14 protein-coding genes are annotated in these 16,419 nt (G+C 66.1%); 13 read left to right on the top strand and 1 reads right to left on the bottom strand.

The annotated features are described in order from the left end of the window. The first annotated feature begins 121 nt into the window (after positions 1-121). The 9 genes from ABE485_RS13965 to ABE485_RS13925 all read left to right on the top strand — a co-directional run bounded on the left by ABE485_RS13965 (position 122) and on the right by ABE485_RS13925 (position 11,308). On the top strand, positions 122-997 hold the full coding sequence (locus tag ABE485_RS13965) for a MurR/RpiR family transcriptional regulator (RefSeq protein WP_346515884.1): 876 nt from the start codon (positions 122-124) through the stop codon (positions 995-997). Then, the gene (locus tag ABE485_RS13960; protein WP_346515883.1) at positions 994-1,974 is read left to right on the top strand and encodes an isoaspartyl peptidase/L-asparaginase family protein; all 981 of its coding nucleotides are present in this window, start codon (positions 994-996) and stop codon (positions 1,972-1,974) included. Before ABE485_RS13965 ends, ABE485_RS13960 begins: the two co-directional genes overlap by 4 nt. Positions 1,975-2,014: 40 nt before the next feature. Then, positions 2,015-3,901, top strand: coding sequence for a dipeptide ABC transporter ATP-binding protein (locus tag ABE485_RS13955; RefSeq protein ID WP_346515882.1), 1,887 nt, complete (start codon positions 2,015-2,017; stop codon positions 3,899-3,901). Positions 3,902-3,938: 37 nt separating this feature from the next. Next, complete coding sequence (gsiB, locus tag ABE485_RS13950; RefSeq protein ID WP_346515881.1) at positions 3,939-5,492, top strand: glutathione ABC transporter substrate-binding protein GsiB; 1,554 nt, start codon at positions 3,939-3,941, stop codon at positions 5,490-5,492. An 89-nt stretch (positions 5,493-5,581) separates the two neighbouring features. After that, positions 5,582-6,502 carry a glutathione ABC transporter permease GsiC gene (gene gsiC, locus ABE485_RS13945; RefSeq protein ID WP_057284822.1) on the top strand — a complete coding sequence of 307 codons (921 nt, stop codon included), beginning with the start codon at positions 5,582-5,584 and terminating at the stop codon, positions 6,500-6,502. A gap of 7 nt (positions 6,503-6,509) precedes the next feature. Next, the gene (gene gsiD, locus ABE485_RS13940; RefSeq protein ID WP_346515880.1) at positions 6,510-7,409 is read left to right on the top strand and encodes a glutathione ABC transporter permease GsiD; all 900 of its coding nucleotides are present in this window, start codon (positions 6,510-6,512) and stop codon (positions 7,407-7,409) included. Positions 7,410-7,554: 145 nt separating this feature from the next. After that, entirely contained in the window at positions 7,555-8,649 is a 1,095-nt protein-coding gene (locus tag ABE485_RS13935) for a P1 family peptidase (RefSeq protein WP_346515981.1), read from the top strand. A 20-nt stretch (positions 8,650-8,669) separates the two neighbouring features. Next, on the top strand, positions 8,670-9,503 hold the full coding sequence (locus tag ABE485_RS13930) for a M55 family metallopeptidase (RefSeq protein WP_346515879.1): 834 nt from the start codon (positions 8,670-8,672) through the stop codon (positions 9,501-9,503). A gap of 14 nt (positions 9,504-9,517) precedes the next feature. Beyond that, the gene (locus ABE485_RS13925; RefSeq protein WP_346515878.1) at positions 9,518-11,308 is read left to right on the top strand and encodes an aminopeptidase P family protein; all 1,791 of its coding nucleotides are present in this window, start codon (positions 9,518-9,520) and stop codon (positions 11,306-11,308) included. A 93-nt stretch (positions 11,309-11,401) separates the two neighbouring features. Here ABE485_RS13925 and ABE485_RS13920 read toward each other — a convergent pair whose 3' ends face one another. After that, positions 11,402-12,391 carry a hypothetical protein gene (locus ABE485_RS13920; protein WP_346515877.1) on the bottom strand — a complete coding sequence of 330 codons (990 nt, stop codon included), beginning with the start codon at positions 12,389-12,391 and terminating at the stop codon, positions 11,402-11,404. A gap of 218 nt (positions 12,392-12,609) precedes the next feature. Here ABE485_RS13920 and ABE485_RS13915 point away from each other — a divergent pair, with 218 nt between their 5' ends. The 4 genes from ABE485_RS13915 to ftsB all read left to right on the top strand — a co-directional run. Beyond that, positions 12,610-14,262: a CTP synthase gene (locus ABE485_RS13915; protein WP_346515876.1), complete on the top strand. Its 1,653-nt coding sequence runs from the start codon at positions 12,610-12,612 to the stop codon at positions 14,260-14,262. Between the two features lie 203 nt (positions 14,263-14,465). Then, positions 14,466-14,750: a DUF1330 domain-containing protein gene (locus ABE485_RS13910; RefSeq protein WP_006389344.1), complete on the top strand. Its 285-nt coding sequence runs from the start codon at positions 14,466-14,468 to the stop codon at positions 14,748-14,750. 4 nt (positions 14,751-14,754) lie between these two features. Beyond that, positions 14,755-16,041, top strand: a complete 1,287-nt coding sequence (gene eno, locus ABE485_RS13905) for a phosphopyruvate hydratase (RefSeq protein ID WP_346515875.1) — start codon at positions 14,755-14,757, stop codon at positions 16,039-16,041. A 67-nt stretch (positions 16,042-16,108) separates the two neighbouring features. After that, on the top strand, positions 16,109-16,419 hold a 311-nt coding region (ftsB, locus tag ABE485_RS13900), incomplete at its 3' end, for a cell division protein FtsB (protein WP_346515874.1).

Here is a 16,419-nt window from a genome sequence, read left to right as displayed (position 1 = left end):
TTAGAGCGCTATTGTTACATCCATTCACGGGTATACCCTTAGTATGAAAATCTATTTTCTTAACTAAAATTTGTGTGTAAACAGATTTACACAAACCCCGCCAAGAAATCCCCCAAAGTTGATGAACAAGGCCGCACTCACGATCGCTGATCGGATCGCCCGGGCACAGCCCGCGCTGAGCCGGACCCAGCACAAGATGGCCGAGTACGTCCTGGCGCATCAATTCCGCGTCGCCACCATGACCATCGACGAGTTCGCGGTCGCGGTGGGGGTGTCGGTGGCCACGGCCAACCGCTTCGCGCGCGCCCTGGATCTGCCGGGTTACCCGCAATTCCGCGCCGAGCTGGCGCGCGGCTTCGAGGCCGCGCTGGAGCCCGTGGAAAAGCTGCGCACCGAACTGGCCCACTCGGCCAGCGCCGTCCAGATCTTCGCGGCGACGCTGGAAGAAGACATCCGCAACGCGCAGCGCAACCTGCAGGCGCTGGATTCCGCCGCCTGTGAACAGGCGGTCGACGCCATCCTGGCCGCCGACCGGGTGTTCATCATCGGCTTCGGCGCCAGCGGTTTCCTGGCCGGGCTGCTGCAGCGCGGCCTGTGCATGCACCTGCATTCCGTCGAATCGCTGGCCGGCCCCGGCGGCGTGTCGCACGCGGCGCGCCAGATGTCGCGCATGACCAGCAATGACCTGGTGATCGCCATCGGCTTTCCGCGCTACCTGGCCGACACCGTGACGCTGGCCGGCGCGGCCAAGCAGGCCGGCGTGCCCGTGCTGGTGCTGACCGACAAGCCCACGTCTCCGCTGGCGCCCACGGCAACCGTCGTGCTGTATGCGTATTCCGCGCGCCAGCTCATTCCCAATTCCGAAACCGCCGCGCTCGGGCTGATTGAAGCCCTGTCCGCCGCGGTGGCCTATCGGGCCAAGAATTCCGTCGCGGCCGCCGCTGGGGTGACCCAGTCCGTGATGCCGTGGCTCATCCATGGAGTAGGTAAACGATGATTCAACCCGTGATCGCCATTCACGGTGGCGCCGGCGCGATGTCCCGCGCGGCCATGTCGCCCGAAAAAGAACAGGAATACCTTGCGGCCCTGGAGTCCATCCTGACCGCCGGCCAGGCCGTGCTGGCCAAGGGCGGCAGCGCCCTGGACGCCGTCACCGAAGCCGTCCGCCTGCTCGAGGACTGTCCGCTGTTCAACGCCGGCCATGGCGCCGTGTTCACCAGCGCCGGCACGCACGAGCTGGACGCCGCCATCATGGACGGCGCCACGCTGCGTTCGGGCGCCATCGCCAACGTGAACCGCGTGCGCAATCCCATCTTTGCCGCGCGCAAGGTCATGGAAAACAGCAAGCACGTTTTCTTCGTGGGCGAGGGCGCCGAAGCGTTTGCCACCCAGGAAGGCGTGGAACTCGTCGACCCGTCGTATTTTTCGACCGACGCCCGCCGCGAGCAGTTGCTGCGCGTGCAGCGCGAGACGCCGGACGCCGCTGTGCTGGATCACGACGGCCAGGCCATGGTTGCGCGCGGCCAGCCCGCGCCCGCCGATCCGCTGGACGCCGACAAGAAGTTCGGCACCGTGGGCGCGGTGGCCGTGGATGCCCAGGGCAATCTGGCCGCGGCCACGTCCACTGGCGGCATCACCAACAAGCAGGTCGGCCGCGTCGGCGACGCGCCGCTGATCGGCGCGGGCACCTATGCCAGCAACAAGACCTGCGCCGTGTCCACCACGGGCACGGGCGAGATGTTCATCCGCATGGTTGCCGCGTACGACGTGGCGGCCCAGATGGAATATTGCGGCGCGTCGCTGGAAGCGGCCGCGGACCGCGTCGTGATGGAAAAACTGCCCACCATCGGCGGCAAGGGCGGCCTGGTGGCCGTCGACGCCCAGGGCAATGTGGCCTTGCCGTTCAACACGGAAGGCATGTATCGGGGTTACGCCCGCGTAGGCGAAAAGCCCGTTACCGCCATCTATCGATGAGCGGCGGCGGGTTCTGTATTGATATTGGGGAACAATGAAGATGGTTGATCGCGCAAACAGCCTGGCGCTGCCGGATAACCGCGTGGTCCAGGTCGACGACCTGACGGTGCGCTTCGTGGGTTCGGAGCGCACGGTCGAAGCCGTGCGCAATCTGTCGTTCCATGTGGACCGGGGCGAAACCCTGGCCATCGTGGGCGAATCGGGTTCGGGCAAGTCGGTGACGTCGCTGGCGCTCATGCGTCTGGTGGAACACGGCGGCGGGCGCATCGCCCAGGGCAGCATGGCCCTGCGCCGGCGCAACGGCTCCGTGATCGATCTGGCCAATGCCAGCCAACGCGTCATGCGCAACGTGCGCGGCGCCGATATGGCCATGATCTTCCAGGAGCCCATGACCTCCCTGAACCCGGTGTTCACGGCCGGCGACCAGATCGCCGAATCGATCCGCGAACACCAGGGCATGGACGCGGCGGCGGCGCGCGCCGAGGCGCTGCGCATGCTGGAGCAGGTCCGGATCCCGGAAGCCAAGTCGGTGCTGGACCGCTATCCCCATCAACTGTCGGGCGGCATGCGCCAGCGCGTCATGATCGCCATGGCGCTGGCGTGCAAGCCGGCCCTGCTGATCGCCGACGAGCCGACCACCGCGCTGGATGTCACGATCCAGGCCCAGATCCTGCAGCTGATCCGCCAGCTCCAGGAAGAAATGCACATGGGCGTGGTGTTCATTACCCACGACATGGGTGTGGTGGCCGAAGTGGCCGACCGCGTGCTGGTCATGTACCGCGGCGACAAAGTCGAGGAAGGCCCGTCCGAACGCGTGTTCGCCGCGCCCCAGCACAGCTACACCAAGGCGCTGCTGTCCGCCGTGCCGAAGCTGGGCGCCATGCAGGGCACGGACCTGCCCGCGCGCTTCCCGCTGCTGCAGGTGGAAGGCCAAGCCCAGCCCGTGGCCGAGCCCGGCGCCGCCAGCACGCAGGAAGTGCCCGCCGCCAAGCGCGAGCCCATCCTGAGCGTGCGCAACCTGGTGACGCGCTTCGATCTGCGCGGCGGCATCATGAGCCGCGTGCAGCGTCGCGTGCATGCCGTGGAAAAGGTCAGCTTCGATCTATACCCGGGCGAAACCCTGTCGCTGGTCGGCGAGTCCGGCTGCGGCAAGTCCACGACCGGCCGTTCGCTCTTGCGCCTGGTGGACAGCCAGGGCGGCGAGATCCGCTTCGGCGGCCGCGACATCGTGCGCCTGAAGAACACCGAGCTGCAGTCCCTGCGCCGCGACATCCAGTTCGTGTTCCAGGATCCGTTCGCCTCGCTGGATCCGCGCGTGACCGTCGGCTTCTCCATCATGGAGCCGCTGCTGGTGCACGGCGTGGCCAAGGGCAAGGATGCCGAGCGCCGCGTGGCCGAACTGCTGGAACGCGTGGGCATGCCGCCGGAAATGGCGCAGCGCTATCCGCATGAATTCTCGGGCGGCCAGCGCCAGCGCATCTGCATCGCGCGCGCCCTGGCCTTGAACCCGAAGGTCGTGATCGCCGACGAATCGGTGTCGGCGCTGGACGTGTCGATCCAGGCGCAGATCGTGAACCTGCTGATCGATCTGCAGCGCGACATGGGCATTTCGTTCCTGTTCATCTCGCACGACATGGCCGTGGTCGAACGCGTCAGCCACCGCGTGGCGGTGATGTACCTGGGCCAGATCGTCGAGATCGGCCCGCGCCGCGCGATTTTCGAGAACCCGCAGCACCCGTACACCAAGAAGCTGATGTCGGCCGTGCCGATCGCCGATCCGGCGCGCCGCCACATGAAGCGCACCTTGCTGTCCGATGAAATCCCCAGCCCGATCCGCAAACTGAATGACGAACCGGTGGTGCAACCCCTGGTTCAGGTCGGTACGGATCATTTTGTAGCCCGCCACCCTGTCGGCGGCGCGTATTGAGTCAGTAGTTGACCTTTTTTTGGAACCAGGAGTTGCAATGATGAAAGTTCTGCGCCCCACCAAACTGATGGCCGCCGCCGCGGTGGCCTTCGGCGTGCTCACCGCGCCGTTGGCCCACGCTGCCAAGGACGTGACGTTCGCCGTCTCGATCGCGCTGGAAACGCTCGATCCCTACAACACCAACAGCACGCTGAACCAGGCGGCCGGCAAGGCCTACTACGAAGGCCTGTTCGAATTCGACAAGGACCTGAAGGTCCAGAAGGTCCTGGCGACGGACTACACCGTCAGCGAAGACGGCCTGGTCTACACGTTCAAGCTGCGTCCCGGCGTGAAGTTCCACGACGGCACCGACTTCAACGCCGAAGCGGTCAAGATCAACTTCGATCGTCCGGCCAACCCGGAAAACCGCCTGTCGCGCTACATCCAGTTCAGCGTCATCGACAAGACCGAAGTGGTTGACCCGATGACCATCAAGATCACGCTGAAGAAGCCGTTCTCGGCTTTCATCAACGCGCTGGCCCACCCGGCCGCCATGATGATCTCGCCCGCCGCGCTGGCCAAGTACGGCAAGGAGATCGGCTTCCACCCGGTCGGCACCGGTCCCTTCGAATTCGTCGAATGGAAGCCGGCCGAATACCTGAAGGTCAAGAAGTTCGACGGCTACTGGAAGAAGGGCTACCCGAAGGTCGACACGCTGACCTTCCGCACCGTGACCGACAACAACACCCGCGCCGCCGTGGTGCAGACGGGCGAAGCGCATTTCGCCTTCCCGGTGCCGTTCGAGCAGGCCGCCGTGCTGAAGAAGAACGACAAGCTGGACGTGGTCGATCACCAGAACTCGATCATGGCCCGCTACCTGTCGATGAACACGCAGCAAAAGCCGTTCGACAACGTCAAGGTGCGTGAAGCCATCAACTACGCCATCAACAAGGACGCCCTGGCCAAGGTCGCGTTCTCGGGCTACGCCACCGTCGTCGACGGCGTCGTGCCGCAAGGCGTGGACTACGCGCACAAGATCGGCGCATGGCCGTACGACATCAAGAAGGCCAAGGCCCTGCTGGCCGAAGCCGGCTACCCCAACGGCTTCGAAAGCCAGCTCTGGTCCGCCTACAACGACGGCACCTCGGTGAAGGTGGTTCAGTTCCTGCAGCAGCAGCTCGCCCAGGTCGGCATCAAGGTGTCGGTTGAAGTCCTGGAATCGGGCCAGCGCGTCCAGCGCGTCCAGCAGGTGCAGAAGCCCGAGGACGCCAAGGTCCGCATGTACTACGCCGGCTGGTCCTCGTCGACCGGCGAAGCCGACTGGGGCCTGCGCCCGTTGCTGACCACCGCCGCTTTCCCGCCGGTGCTGAACAACGTGTCGTACTACTCGAACAAGTCGGTTGACGCTGGCATCCAGGAAGCCCTGGCCACCACCGATCGCGCCAAGAAGACCGAGATCTACAAGAACGTTCAGGAAACCATCTGGAAGGACGCCCCGTGGGCCTTCCTGGTGACCCAGAACAACCTGTACGTCAAGTCGAAGAACCTGTCGGGCGTGTACGTGGAGCCGGACACCTCGTTCTGGTTCGGCGACATCGACCTGAAGCAGTAAACCAAGCAGTAACTCTCGGGGCCCACGGGCCCTTGTAAGGCCACATACGGCGGGGGCGCGGTGTCCCCGCCGATGTTGCAGGAATTTCAATGCTGACCTACATCGTCAAACGTCTTTTGGGCATGATCCCCACGCTGCTGCTGGTAGCGGTGGTCGTGTTCCTGTTTGTGCACATGCTTCCGGGCGACCCGGCGCGACTGGCCGCGGGCCAGGAGGCCGACCAGCAGACCGTAGAGCTCGTGCGCAAGGAACTTGGGCTGGATCTGCCCCTGCCGCAGCAGTTCGTGCGCTATTTCAGCCACATGCTGCAAGGCGACCTCGGGACCTCGCTGCGCACCAAGCGCCCCGTCTCGACCGAAATCGCCGACCGCTTCATGCCCACCTTGTGGCTGACGCTTGCGAGCATGGTCTGGTCCGTCTCGTTCGGCATGATCATCGGGATCGTGTCCGCCGTCTGGCGCAATCGCTGGCCTGACCGGCTTGGCATGACGCTGGCGGTGTCCGGAATTTCCTTCCCCGCGTTCGCGCTGGGGATGATGCTGATGCAGGTGTTCTCCGTGAACCTGGGTTGGCTTCCGACCGTGGGCGCCTCGACCTGGCAACACTACATTCTGCCGTCCATCACACTGGGCGCCGCGGTGGCCGCCGTCATGGCGCGCTTTACCCGGGCGTCCTTCGTGGAAGTCATCCAGGAAGACTTCGTGCGCACGGCGCGCGCCAAGGGCCTGACCGAGCGCCGCGTCGTGATCAAGCACGCATTGCGCAATGCGCTGATCCCCGTCGTGACCATGATGGGCCTGCAGTTCGGCTTCCTGCTGGGCGGCTCCATCGTGGTCGAGACCGTGTTCAACTGGCCCGGCCTTGGCCGCCTGCTGGTGGACGCCGTGACCCAGCGCGACTATCCGGTGATCCAGGGCCTCGTGCTGCTGTTTTCGCTGGAATTCATCCTGATCAACCTGATTGTCGACGTGCTCTATGGCGTCATCAATCCCAGCATCCGTTACAAGTGAGGCGGCCATGAGCAATACGACACCCGCCGCGACCATCGCCGCCGCTCCCAAGAACGACGTGCGCACGCCCGCCACCGAGTTCTGGCGCAAATTCAAGAAGCAGAAGCTGGCCGTGGGCGCCGGCGTCTTCGTCCTGCTGCTGGTCGTCGTCGCGGCTTTCGCGCCGTGGATCGTGCCGTTCGACCCGGAGAACTTCTTCGACTACGACGCGCTGAACGCCGGCCCGTCCTTGACCCACTGGCTGGGCGTGGATTCGCTGGGCCGAGACATCTTCAGCCGCATCGTCATGGGTGCGCGCATCTCGCTGGCCGCCGGTTTCCTGTCAGTCGCCATGGGCGCCATCGTCGGCACCTTCATGGGCCTGATGGCGGGCTATTACGAGGGCTGGTGGGAACGCATCACGATGCGCATCTCCGACGTGCTGCTGGCGTTCCCCGGCATGCTGCTGGCCATCGGGGTGGTCGCCATCCTGGGTTCCAGCATGGTCAACGTGATCGTGGCCGTGGCCGTGTTCAGCGTGCCGGCGTTTGCCCGCCTGGTGCGCGGCAACACGCTGTCGATCAAGCAGATGACGTACGTCGAAGCGGTCAAGAGCGTGGGCGCGTCCGACTGGACCATCATCATGCGCCACATCCTGCCCGGCACGATCTCGCCCATCGTGGTGTACGGCACGATGCGGATCGGCACGTCGATCATCACCGCGGCCAGCCTGTCGTTCCTGGGCATGGGCGCATCGCCTCCCACGCCCGAGTGGGGCGCGATGCTGAACGAAGCGCGCGCCGACATGGTCATCGCTCCGCACGTCGCGATCTTCCCGGCGCTGGCGATCTTCCTGACGGTGCTGGCGTTCAACCTGCTGGGCGACGGCCTGCGCGACGCGCTCGATCCGAAGATCGACCGCAAGTAAACCTGCCGCCGGGCCTCTCGCGAGGACCGGCGTGGAGGGCGATTATTCCGCCGCCGCCTCCGTCCGCCACGTGCTTGACTGCGCGTGTCCCGGACCCAGGGTGGCGGCGTTTTGCATTCTGGAACGTGGCGACACGTAGATGAACATGGACAAACAAGCGCTGGACATCCCCCGTATCGGCGTACTGCCCTCGGGGCCGCTGGACTCGATCTGCGACGTGGGCGACATCACCGTCGGCCACTGCACGCTGGCCGACGGCCCGCTGCAGACCGGCGTGACCGTCGTGCGGCCGCATGGCGGCGATCCCTATCTGGACAAGACGCCGGCCGCGGCTACCGTGCTGAACGGCTTTGGCAAGAGCACCGGGCTGGTCCAGGTGCAGGAACTGGGCGTGCTGGAAACGCCCATTGGACTTACCAACACGTTTGGCGTGGGCACGGTGGCCAACGCCCAGATCCGCGCCGCGGTCGCGGCCAATCCGGGTATCGGCCGCGGCATGGCTACCGTCAATCCGCTGGTCTTCGAGTGCAACGACGGCTATCTGAACGACATCCAGGCGCTTGCGGTCCAGGAGTCGCATTACGCCGCCGCGCTTGCCGCGGCCGACAAGCCGTTCGCGCAGGGCGCCGTCGGCGCCGGCCGCGGCATGTCGTGCTTTTCGTTCAAGGGCGGCATCGGCTCGGCGTCGCGGGTGGCGCAGGTCCAGCCCGGGCAGCCGTACATGGTCGGGGCGCTGGTGCTGGCCAACTTCGGCCGCCTGCCCAACCTGACCGTCGCGGGCCGGCCATTCGGCCGCCGCCTGGCCGAATGGCTGGACCGGGGCCTGGCGCAGCAGGGCGAGAACGCGGCGATCGTGCCGGAGAAGGGTTCCATCATCCTGCTGCTGGCCACCGACGCGCCGCTGGATTCGCGCCAGCTGCGGCGCCTGTCGCTGCGCGCGGGCGCCGGCCTGGCGCGCACCGGTTCGGTGTTCGGCCACGGCAGCGGCGACATTGCGTTGGCCTTCTCGACCGCCTACACGATTCCGCAGCTGGCCGAATCGGCCATGCCCGCCATTGCGATGCTGCACGAGGCCCGCATCGATCCCCTGTTCGAGGCCGCCGCGGAAGCCTGCGAGCAGGCCATCATTTCCGCGTTGTGGCACGCCGAGGGCGTGACCGGCCGCGACGGCCACCACCGCGATTCCATCCGCCAGGCCGCGCCCGAATGGCGCCAGTGGCTGTCCGATACCGAGTTCTGAACATTTCGAAGGCGCATTCCATGAAGATCCTCATTTCCACCGATATCGAAGGCGTCGCCGGCGTCTTCCACGCCGAACAGGTCCGCGCCGGCAATGGCGAATACGAGCGCGCCCGCGCCTGGATGACCGCCGAGGCCAACGCCGCCGTGCAGGGCGCGATCGCCGGCGGCGCCGAAGAGATCCTGGTCAACGATTCGCACGGCGGGTTTCGCAACCTGCTGCCCGACGGCCTGGACGAACGCGCGCGCCTGGTGCTGGGCAAGCCCCGCTACCTGGGCATGATGGGCGGGCTGGAAGAGGGCTGCGACGCCGTCTTCATGATCGGCTACCACTCGCGTTCGCAGGGCCGCGGCATCCTGGCCCACACTATCAACAGCTTCGCGTTCGCGCGTGTCGTCATCAACGGCATGGAGCTGGGCGAAGCCGGGCTGTACGGCGCGCTGGCCGGCGAGATGGGCGTGCCCGTCATCCTGGGCACCGGCGACGACGTGTTCATCGACGAAACCCGCGAGACCTTCCCTGGCGCGGAATGGGTCCAGACCAAGGTGGCGCACGGCCAGGGCAGCGGCGTCACGCTGTCGCCCGCGGCCTCGCGCCGCGCGATCGCCGCCGCGGCCGAAAGCGCCGTGCGCAAATTCAAGCGTGGCGGAGAGGGGAAAGCGGTTCCTTTCCGCATTCCCGCCCCTATAGAATGCCGGTTGCAGACGCAGAGCGCGGCGCTGGCCGACCTGTTCTGCATGTGGCCCACGCTGGAACGCGTGGACGGCGTCACCTTGCGATTCACCACGGATAGCATGCAGTCGGCCGTCCGCACGCTGAACAGCCTGGCCGCCATGTCTTTCATGTTGCGCTAAGGATCCCTTCCCCCATGTCTAGCACCGACGCCCGTATCGCCCAGTTGCGGCAGGCCATGAGCCGCCGCGGCCTGTCCGCCTATGTCGTTCCCTCCTCGGACCCGCATCTGTCCGAATACCTGCCGGCCCGGTGGCAGGGGCGGCGCTGGCTGTCGGGTTTCACGGGGTCGGTGGGCACGCTGGTCGTCACGCCCGGCTTCGCCGGCCTGTGGGTCGACAGCCGCTATTGGGTGCAGGCCGAAGCGCAATTGGCCGGCACCGGCGTGCAGTTGATGAAGATCGCGCTGGCCACGACGCCCGGCCACGTCGATTGGCTGGCCGCCAACACGAAGGCGGGCGACGTCATCGGCGTGGATGGTCAGGTGCTGGGCCTGGGCGCTTTCCGCGCCTTGTCCGCCGCGGCGGCCGCTTCCGGCGCCGTGCTGGAAATCCGCGAGGACCTGCTGGACGAGGTCTGGCCGGATCGCGCCGGCCTGCCGGACGCCAGGATCTACGAGCACGTGGCGCCCGAGGCCTGCGTGTCGCGCGCCGACAAGCTGGCCCAGGTGCGCCAGGCCATGCGCGCGCACGGCGCCGACGTGCATTTCATCTCCACGCTGGACGACATTGCCTGGCTGTTCAACCTGCGTGGCGCGGATGTGGACTACAACCCCGTGTTCGTCGGACACGCGCTGATCGGCCAGGACCACGCCACGCTGTTCGTGGCGGACGGCAAAGTGGATGACGCCCTGCGCGCCATCCTGTCCGCCGACGGGGTGGAAGTGGCCGACTACGTTCAGGCCGCGGACGCCCTGGCTTCGCTGGAACTAGACCAGAAGCTCCTGATCGATCCGGCCCGCGTGACCTGCGGCGTGTTCCATGCCATGGATCCCGCGGTGCCGCGCGTCGAGGCCATCAATCCGTCGACGCTCCTGAAGTCCCGCAAGACCGACGCTGAACTGGCCAACGTGCGCCAGGCCATGGCGCAGGACGGCGCGGCGCTCTGCGAGTTCTTCGCCTGGTTCGAAGGCGCGCTGGGCAAGGAAACCATCACCGAGCTGACGATCGACGAGCAGATCACGGCCGCCCGCGCGCGCCGGCCCGCGTATGTCTGCCCCAGCTTCGCCACGATCGCCGGCTTCAACGCCAACGGCGCCATGCCGCACTACCGCGCCACCGCGGAATCGCATGCCACCATCGAAGGCGATGGCCTGCTGCTGATCGACTCGGGCGGCCAATACCTGGGCGGCACCACTGACATCACCCGCGTGGTCGCGGTGGGCACGCCCAGCGCGGACCAGAAGGTCGACTTCACGCTGGTGCTCAAGGGCATGATCGCGCTGTCGATCGCCTCGTTCCCGCGCGGCACGCCGTCCCCGATGCTGGACGCCATCGCGCGCGCGCCCATCTGGGCGGGCGGCGCGGAATACGGCCACGGCACCGGCCATGGCGTGGGCTACTTCCTGAACGTGCACGAAGGTCCGCAGGTCATTTCGTACCGCGCAATGCCGGGTCCGCACACGGCCATGGAACCGGGGATGATCACGTCGAACGAACCCGGCATCTACCGCCCGGGCCGCTGGGGCGTGCGCATCGAGAACCTGGTGGCCAACCGCAGCTGGTTGACTTCCGAGCTGGGCGAATTCCTGTGCTTCGAAACCCTGACGATGTGTCCGATCGACACGCGTTGCATCGAACCCTCGCTGATGCGCGAGGACGAGATCGACTGGCTGAACGACTATCACAAGACGGTGTTCGAACGCCTGTCGCCGCTGGTCGACGGTGAGGCCCTGGCCTGGCTGACGCTGCGCTGCGCGGCCATCTGAGGCCGATCGCGGTGCTGGCGTGAAACCGCCGGCGCAATGTAAAAAGCCGCGGGCCATGCCCGCGGCTTTTTTGTTTGCGGCGTACGCCCGAGGCTAGGCGGCGCGCTCGCGGTACAGCACGCGCGAGCCGATGCGGCAGCCCAGCGCCAGCAGCGCGCCATAGGCCAGCAGGGCCAGGCCGGCTGCCGCCTGGGATTGGCTGGCCCAGGCAAGCTGCTCCCAGGTCATGGAAGTCAGCACCACCAGGCCCAGTCCGATGCCCACCGCCTGGGCGAACCAGAACGCCAGGCTGCCGAGCGCCACGGCGCGTCCCAGGCCCGGGCGCTCCAGGCGGCGGGGCAGGACGTTCAGGCTGACCAGCGAGGACAGCGCGAGCAGGGCGATGGGCAGCATCCAGTACCCCAGCGCGTATTCCGCCCAGCCCGCTTCCAGCGTCTGCATCTGCAGATAGCCGCCCAGCATGATCGAGACGCTCGTCTGCCAGGCCAGGACGGTCAGGCCGCAGATCCACGCCACGTGCCGCCGCGTCAGGGCCGGGCTGCCTGAGGGGCCGGCGGGCGCGGCCGTCCAGGCCGCGATGCGCAGCGCCAGGCAGATGCCGATGATTTCCAGCGGGATGGTGATTGCCCGGATCAGCAGATTCATGGCGAGGAACCGCCCGGCGATGCCCAGGCCGAACCATTCCTCGAGCAGCGAGCCGCTCTTGATCAGGTTGCCCAGCAGCGCATTCTGCGCGATGCCCATGCCGCTCGTCAGGCAGAGCGTATAAAGCGCCTGCAACGCGAGGAACGTGGCCAGCAGCCGGCCAGGCTGGTCGACGGTGGATGTGTCATGCCGCGCCAGCCACTGGCGCGTCGCGCCCCAGGCGGCGAGTCCGACGATGAGGAGGGTGGACACCACGTTGGACAGCAGCGGCGCCAGCACCGGCGGCTGCGTGAAGCTCTCCCGGACCTGGTCCAGGTAGGGCGAAGGGCCCATCAGGGAATAGGCCTGAACGAGCGCGGTATAGGCCAGGCGCAGCAGGACTGCAGCGACGGCAAGGCGCCAGGCAAGGGAGTAGGCGGGTTGGGAAGGGGTGGTCATCGGCGTCTTGCAGAGGACAAGGGGGGCTGTAGAAAAACAGCGGTTAAAAAATAGGGATCGAACATAGCACGACGGCGCCGCGCGCTTCGCAGCGGCTTCATGCCGAGTGCAGCCAAATGTTACGTGAGCGGCGCTAGGGGAAAACCCAAATAAGTCGCGCCACCCGGCTATAATCCAAATTTCCCGCACGCGCCCGCTCGTCCCGGGTGCTCATTACGATGACCAAATACGTATTTGTCACCGGCGGTGTGGTGTCTTCCCTGGGCAAGGGCATCGCCGCTGCGTCGCTTGCCGCCATCCTTGAGTCGCGTGGTTTGCAGGTAACCATGCTGAAGCTCGACCCCTACATCAACGTCGATCCGGGCACGATGAGCCCCTTCCAGCACGGTGAAGTGTTCGTCACTGAAGACGGCGCCGAAACCGACCTGGACCTGGGCCACTACGAGCGTTTCATCTCCGCCCGCATGCACAAGGTGAACAACTTCACCACGGGCCAGATTTACGAATCCGTGCTGCGCAAGGAGCGCCGTGGCGACTACCTGGGCAAGACCGTCCAGGTCATTCCGCACATCACGAATGAAATCCAGGACTTCATCGCCCGTGGCGCTGAAGCCGGCTGGAATGGCAACACCGACGTCGCCATCGTCGAAATCGGCGGCACGGTGGGCGACATCGAGTCCCTGCCGTTCCTGGAAGCCGCCCGCCAGATGAGCCTGCGCATGGGCCGCAACAACGCGGCCTTCGTCCACCTGACGCTGGTGCCCTTCATCGCCTCCGCCGGCGAACTGAAGACCAAGCCCACCCAGCACTCGGTGCAGAAGCTGCGCGAAATCGGCATCTACCCGAACGCGCTGCTGTGCCGCGCCGACCGCCGTATTCCCGACGACGAGCGCGCCAAGATCTCGATGTTCTCCAACGTGCCCCTGGACGCGGTCATTTCCGTCTGGGACGCCGACTCGATCTACAAGATCCCGGCCATGCTGCACAAGCAGGGCGTGGACAACATCGTCTGCGAGGCCCTGGGCCTGACGCCGCCGCCGGCCGACCTGTCCATGTGGGACAACCTGGTCGAAGCGCTGGAACACCCCGAGCACGAACTCACCATCGGCATGGTCGGCAAGTACGTCGACCTGACCGAGTCGTACAAGTCGCTGACGGAAGCCCTGGTCCACGCCGGCATCCACACGCGCTCGAAGATCAACATCGAATACATCGACTCGGAAGACATCGAAACCCGCGGCACCGACCAGCTCAAGCACCTGGATGCCATCCTGGTCCCGGGCGGCTTCGGCAAGCGCGGCACCGAGGGCAAGATCGCCGCCATCCGCTATGCCCGCGAAAATGGCGTGCCCTACCTGGGCATCTGCCTGGGCATGCAACTGGCCGTCATCGAGTTCGCGCGCCACGTCGCCGGGCTGGGCGGCGCCAACAGCACGGAATTCGATCCTTCCGCGCCGCACCCCGTGGTCGCCCTCATCACCGAATGGATGGACCGCGAAGGCAAGGTCGAAAAGCGCGACAACTCGTCCGACCTGGGCGGGACCATGCGCAAGGGCGCACAGCGCGTGCCGATCAAGTCGGGCACCCGCGCCCAGTCCATCTACGGCGACGAGGTGAACGAGCGTCACCGTCACCGCTACGAGGTCAACAACGTCTACGTGCCGCGCCTGGAAGAGGCCGGCATGGTGATCAGCGCCCGTACCCCGACCGAAAACCTCCCGGAAATGATGGAATTGCCCGACCACCCGTGGTTCGTGGGTGTGCAGTTCCACCCGGAGTTCACGTCCACCCCGCGCGACGGCCACCCGCTGTTCTCCAGCTACATCCGCGCCGCCATCGAGCAGAAGGCTCGCCGCGGCCAGGAGGCCTGATGCGCGTCCGCGGTCTCGAGTTCCGTAAGCGGATCTTCGGGGCCGCGGGCCGTTTCCCCAGCGCCGCCCTATACGGCGGCGCTTCTTTCGGATACAACCGATTAGCATCGGATATGCGTCGCCCGTCCGCCTTGCGCGACACTGGCGGCGGCGCCGTATCCGGCGTCAGACCGAAACTAACGCAACTGCTCTGAAGGAACCCCATGAGTGCCTATCTGATCGCCGACGTCACAGTCACCAAGCCCGCGCAGTACGAGGATTACAAGCGTCTGTCCACGCTCGCGATGCGCGCGTACGATGCGAAGATCCTGGTGCGCGGCGGCGAATCCCGGCACCTCGAGGGGCGTGAGCCCGGCCGCACCGTCGTCATGGAGTTTCCGTCCATGGCCGCGGCCCAGGCCTTCTACGACTCCTGGCAGTACCGCCGCGCCCGCAATGCCCGCGAAGGCGCGGCCGTCATGAATATGTTTATCGTTCAGGGAATGTAAAGTCATGAGTGCAATCGTCGACATCATCGGCCGCGAGATTCTGGATTCGCGCGGCAACCCCACCGTGGAATGCGATGTGCTGCTGGAATCCGGCGCCATGGGCCGCGCGGCCGTGCCGTCGGGCGCATCCACCGGCGCCCGCGAAGCCATCGAGCTGCGCGACGGCGACAAGAGCCGTTATCTGGGCAAGGGCGTGCTGCGCGCCGTTGAAAACCTGAATACGGAAATCTCCGAGGCCCTGATGGGCCTGGACGCCCAGGAACAGACGTTCGTCGATCGCACCCTGATCGAGCTGGACGGCACCGAGTCCAAGGAGCGCCTGGGCGCCAACGCGATCCTGGCGGCCAGCATGGCCGTGGCCCGCGCCGCCGCCGACGAATCGGGCCTGTCCCTGTATCGCTATTTCGGCGGCAGCGGCCCCATGAGCATGCCCGTCCCGATGATGAACGTCATCAACGGCGGCGCGCACGCCAACAACACGCTCGACCTGCAGGAACTGATGATTCTGCCGGTCGGCGCGGGCAGCTTCCGCGAAGCCCTGCGCTGGGGCGCTGAAGTCTTCCACATGCTCAAGAAGCTGATCCACGGCCAAGGCATGTCCACCGCCGTGGGCGACGAAGGCGGTTTCGCGCCCAACGTGCCCAGCCATGAAGCAGCCATCCAGCTCATCCTCAAGGCCATCACCGAAGCCGGCTACGAGCCGGGCACGCAGATCGCCCTGGGCCTGGACTGCGCCAGCTCCGAGTTCTACCGCGACGGCAAGTACACGCTGGCCGGCGAAGGCGGCATCTCGCTGTCCTCGCAGGAATTCACCAACCTGCTGGCCACCTGGTGCGACAAGTACCCGATCATCTCGATCGAAGACGGCATGGCCGAGAACGACTGGGAAGGCTGGAAGCTCCTGACCGACCAGTTGGGCAAGAAGGTGCAGCTGGTGGGCGACGACCTGTTCGTCACCAACACCAAGATCCTGCGCGAAGGCATCCAGAAGGGCGTCGCCAACTCGATCCTCATCAAGATCAACCAGATCGGCACCCTGACGGAAACGTTCGCCGCCATCGAAATGGCCAAGCGCGCCGGCTACACCGCCGTCGTGTCGCACCGTTCGGGCGAAACCGAAGACTCGACCATCGCCGACATCGCCGTGGCAACCAACGCCATGCAGATCAAGACCGGTTCGCTGTCGCGTTCGGATCGCATGTCCAAGTACAACCAGCTCCTGCGTATCGAAGAGGAACTGGCTGAAGTGGCGTCGTACCCCGGCCTGGAAGCTTTTTACAACCTGCGTTGATGAGAAGCGCGGCCGCGGCATGACGCCGGGGCCGCATCCACGCCACGACTGCTGAGGGTTCCCGCGTATGCGCCTGTTGTTCCTGGTGCTGTTCGTGCTGCTAGGCCTGATCCAATACCCGCTGTGGCTGGGTAAGGGCGGGTGGTTCAAGGTCTGGGATCTGCAACGCCAGGTGGCGGAGCAGCGCGAGACCAACGAAGGCCTGCGCGCGCGCAACGCCGCGCTCGAAGCCGAAGTGCGGGATCTTGAAGGCGGCTCCGGCGCCATCGAAGAACGGGCGCGCGGAGAACTGGGCATGATGCGCGACGGCGAAGTGTTCGTGCACATCCTGCCCCAGAACACCCAACCTCCCGCCGGCGCCTCCCTGGCGACCGGCGC

Source organism: Achromobacter spanius (assembly GCF_039673305.1).
GTDB classification, from domain to species: domain Bacteria; phylum Pseudomonadota; class Gammaproteobacteria; order Burkholderiales; family Burkholderiaceae_B; genus Achromobacter; species Achromobacter spanius_F.
This window is presented reverse-complemented; position numbering and strand designations above follow the sequence as displayed.

What these genes read in the sequence shown, in the direction of transcription:
- ABE485_RS13965 (WP_346515884.1), top strand. Translation starts at nt 122, where the DNA reads ATGAACAAGGCCGCACTCACGATCGCTGATCGGATCGCCCGGGCACAG.
- ABE485_RS13960 (WP_346515883.1), top strand. Translation starts at nt 994, where the DNA reads ATGATTCAACCCGTGATCGCCATTCACGGTGGCGCCGGCGCGATGTCC.
- ABE485_RS13955 (WP_346515882.1), top strand. Translation starts at nt 2,015, where the DNA reads ATGGTTGATCGCGCAAACAGCCTGGCGCTGCCGGATAACCGCGTGGTC.
- gsiB (WP_346515881.1), top strand. Translation starts at nt 3,939, where the DNA reads ATGATGAAAGTTCTGCGCCCCACCAAACTGATGGCCGCCGCCGCGGTG.
- gsiC (WP_057284822.1), top strand. Translation starts at nt 5,582, where the DNA reads ATGCTGACCTACATCGTCAAACGTCTTTTGGGCATGATCCCCACGCTG.
- gsiD (WP_346515880.1), top strand. Translation starts at nt 6,510, where the DNA reads ATGAGCAATACGACACCCGCCGCGACCATCGCCGCCGCTCCCAAGAAC.
- ABE485_RS13935 (WP_346515981.1), top strand. Translation starts at nt 7,555, where the DNA reads ATGGACAAACAAGCGCTGGACATCCCCCGTATCGGCGTACTGCCCTCG.
- ABE485_RS13930 (WP_346515879.1), top strand. Translation starts at nt 8,670, where the DNA reads ATGAAGATCCTCATTTCCACCGATATCGAAGGCGTCGCCGGCGTCTTC.
- ABE485_RS13925 (WP_346515878.1), top strand. Translation starts at nt 9,518, where the DNA reads ATGTCTAGCACCGACGCCCGTATCGCCCAGTTGCGGCAGGCCATGAGC.
- ABE485_RS13920 (WP_346515877.1), bottom strand. Translation starts at nt 12,391, where the DNA reads ATGACCACCCCTTCCCAACCCGCCTACTCCCTTGCCTGGCGCCTTGCC.
- ABE485_RS13915 (WP_346515876.1), top strand. Translation starts at nt 12,610, where the DNA reads ATGACCAAATACGTATTTGTCACCGGCGGTGTGGTGTCTTCCCTGGGC.
- ABE485_RS13910 (WP_006389344.1), top strand. Translation starts at nt 14,466, where the DNA reads ATGAGTGCCTATCTGATCGCCGACGTCACAGTCACCAAGCCCGCGCAG.
- eno (WP_346515875.1), top strand. Translation starts at nt 14,755, where the DNA reads ATGAGTGCAATCGTCGACATCATCGGCCGCGAGATTCTGGATTCGCGC.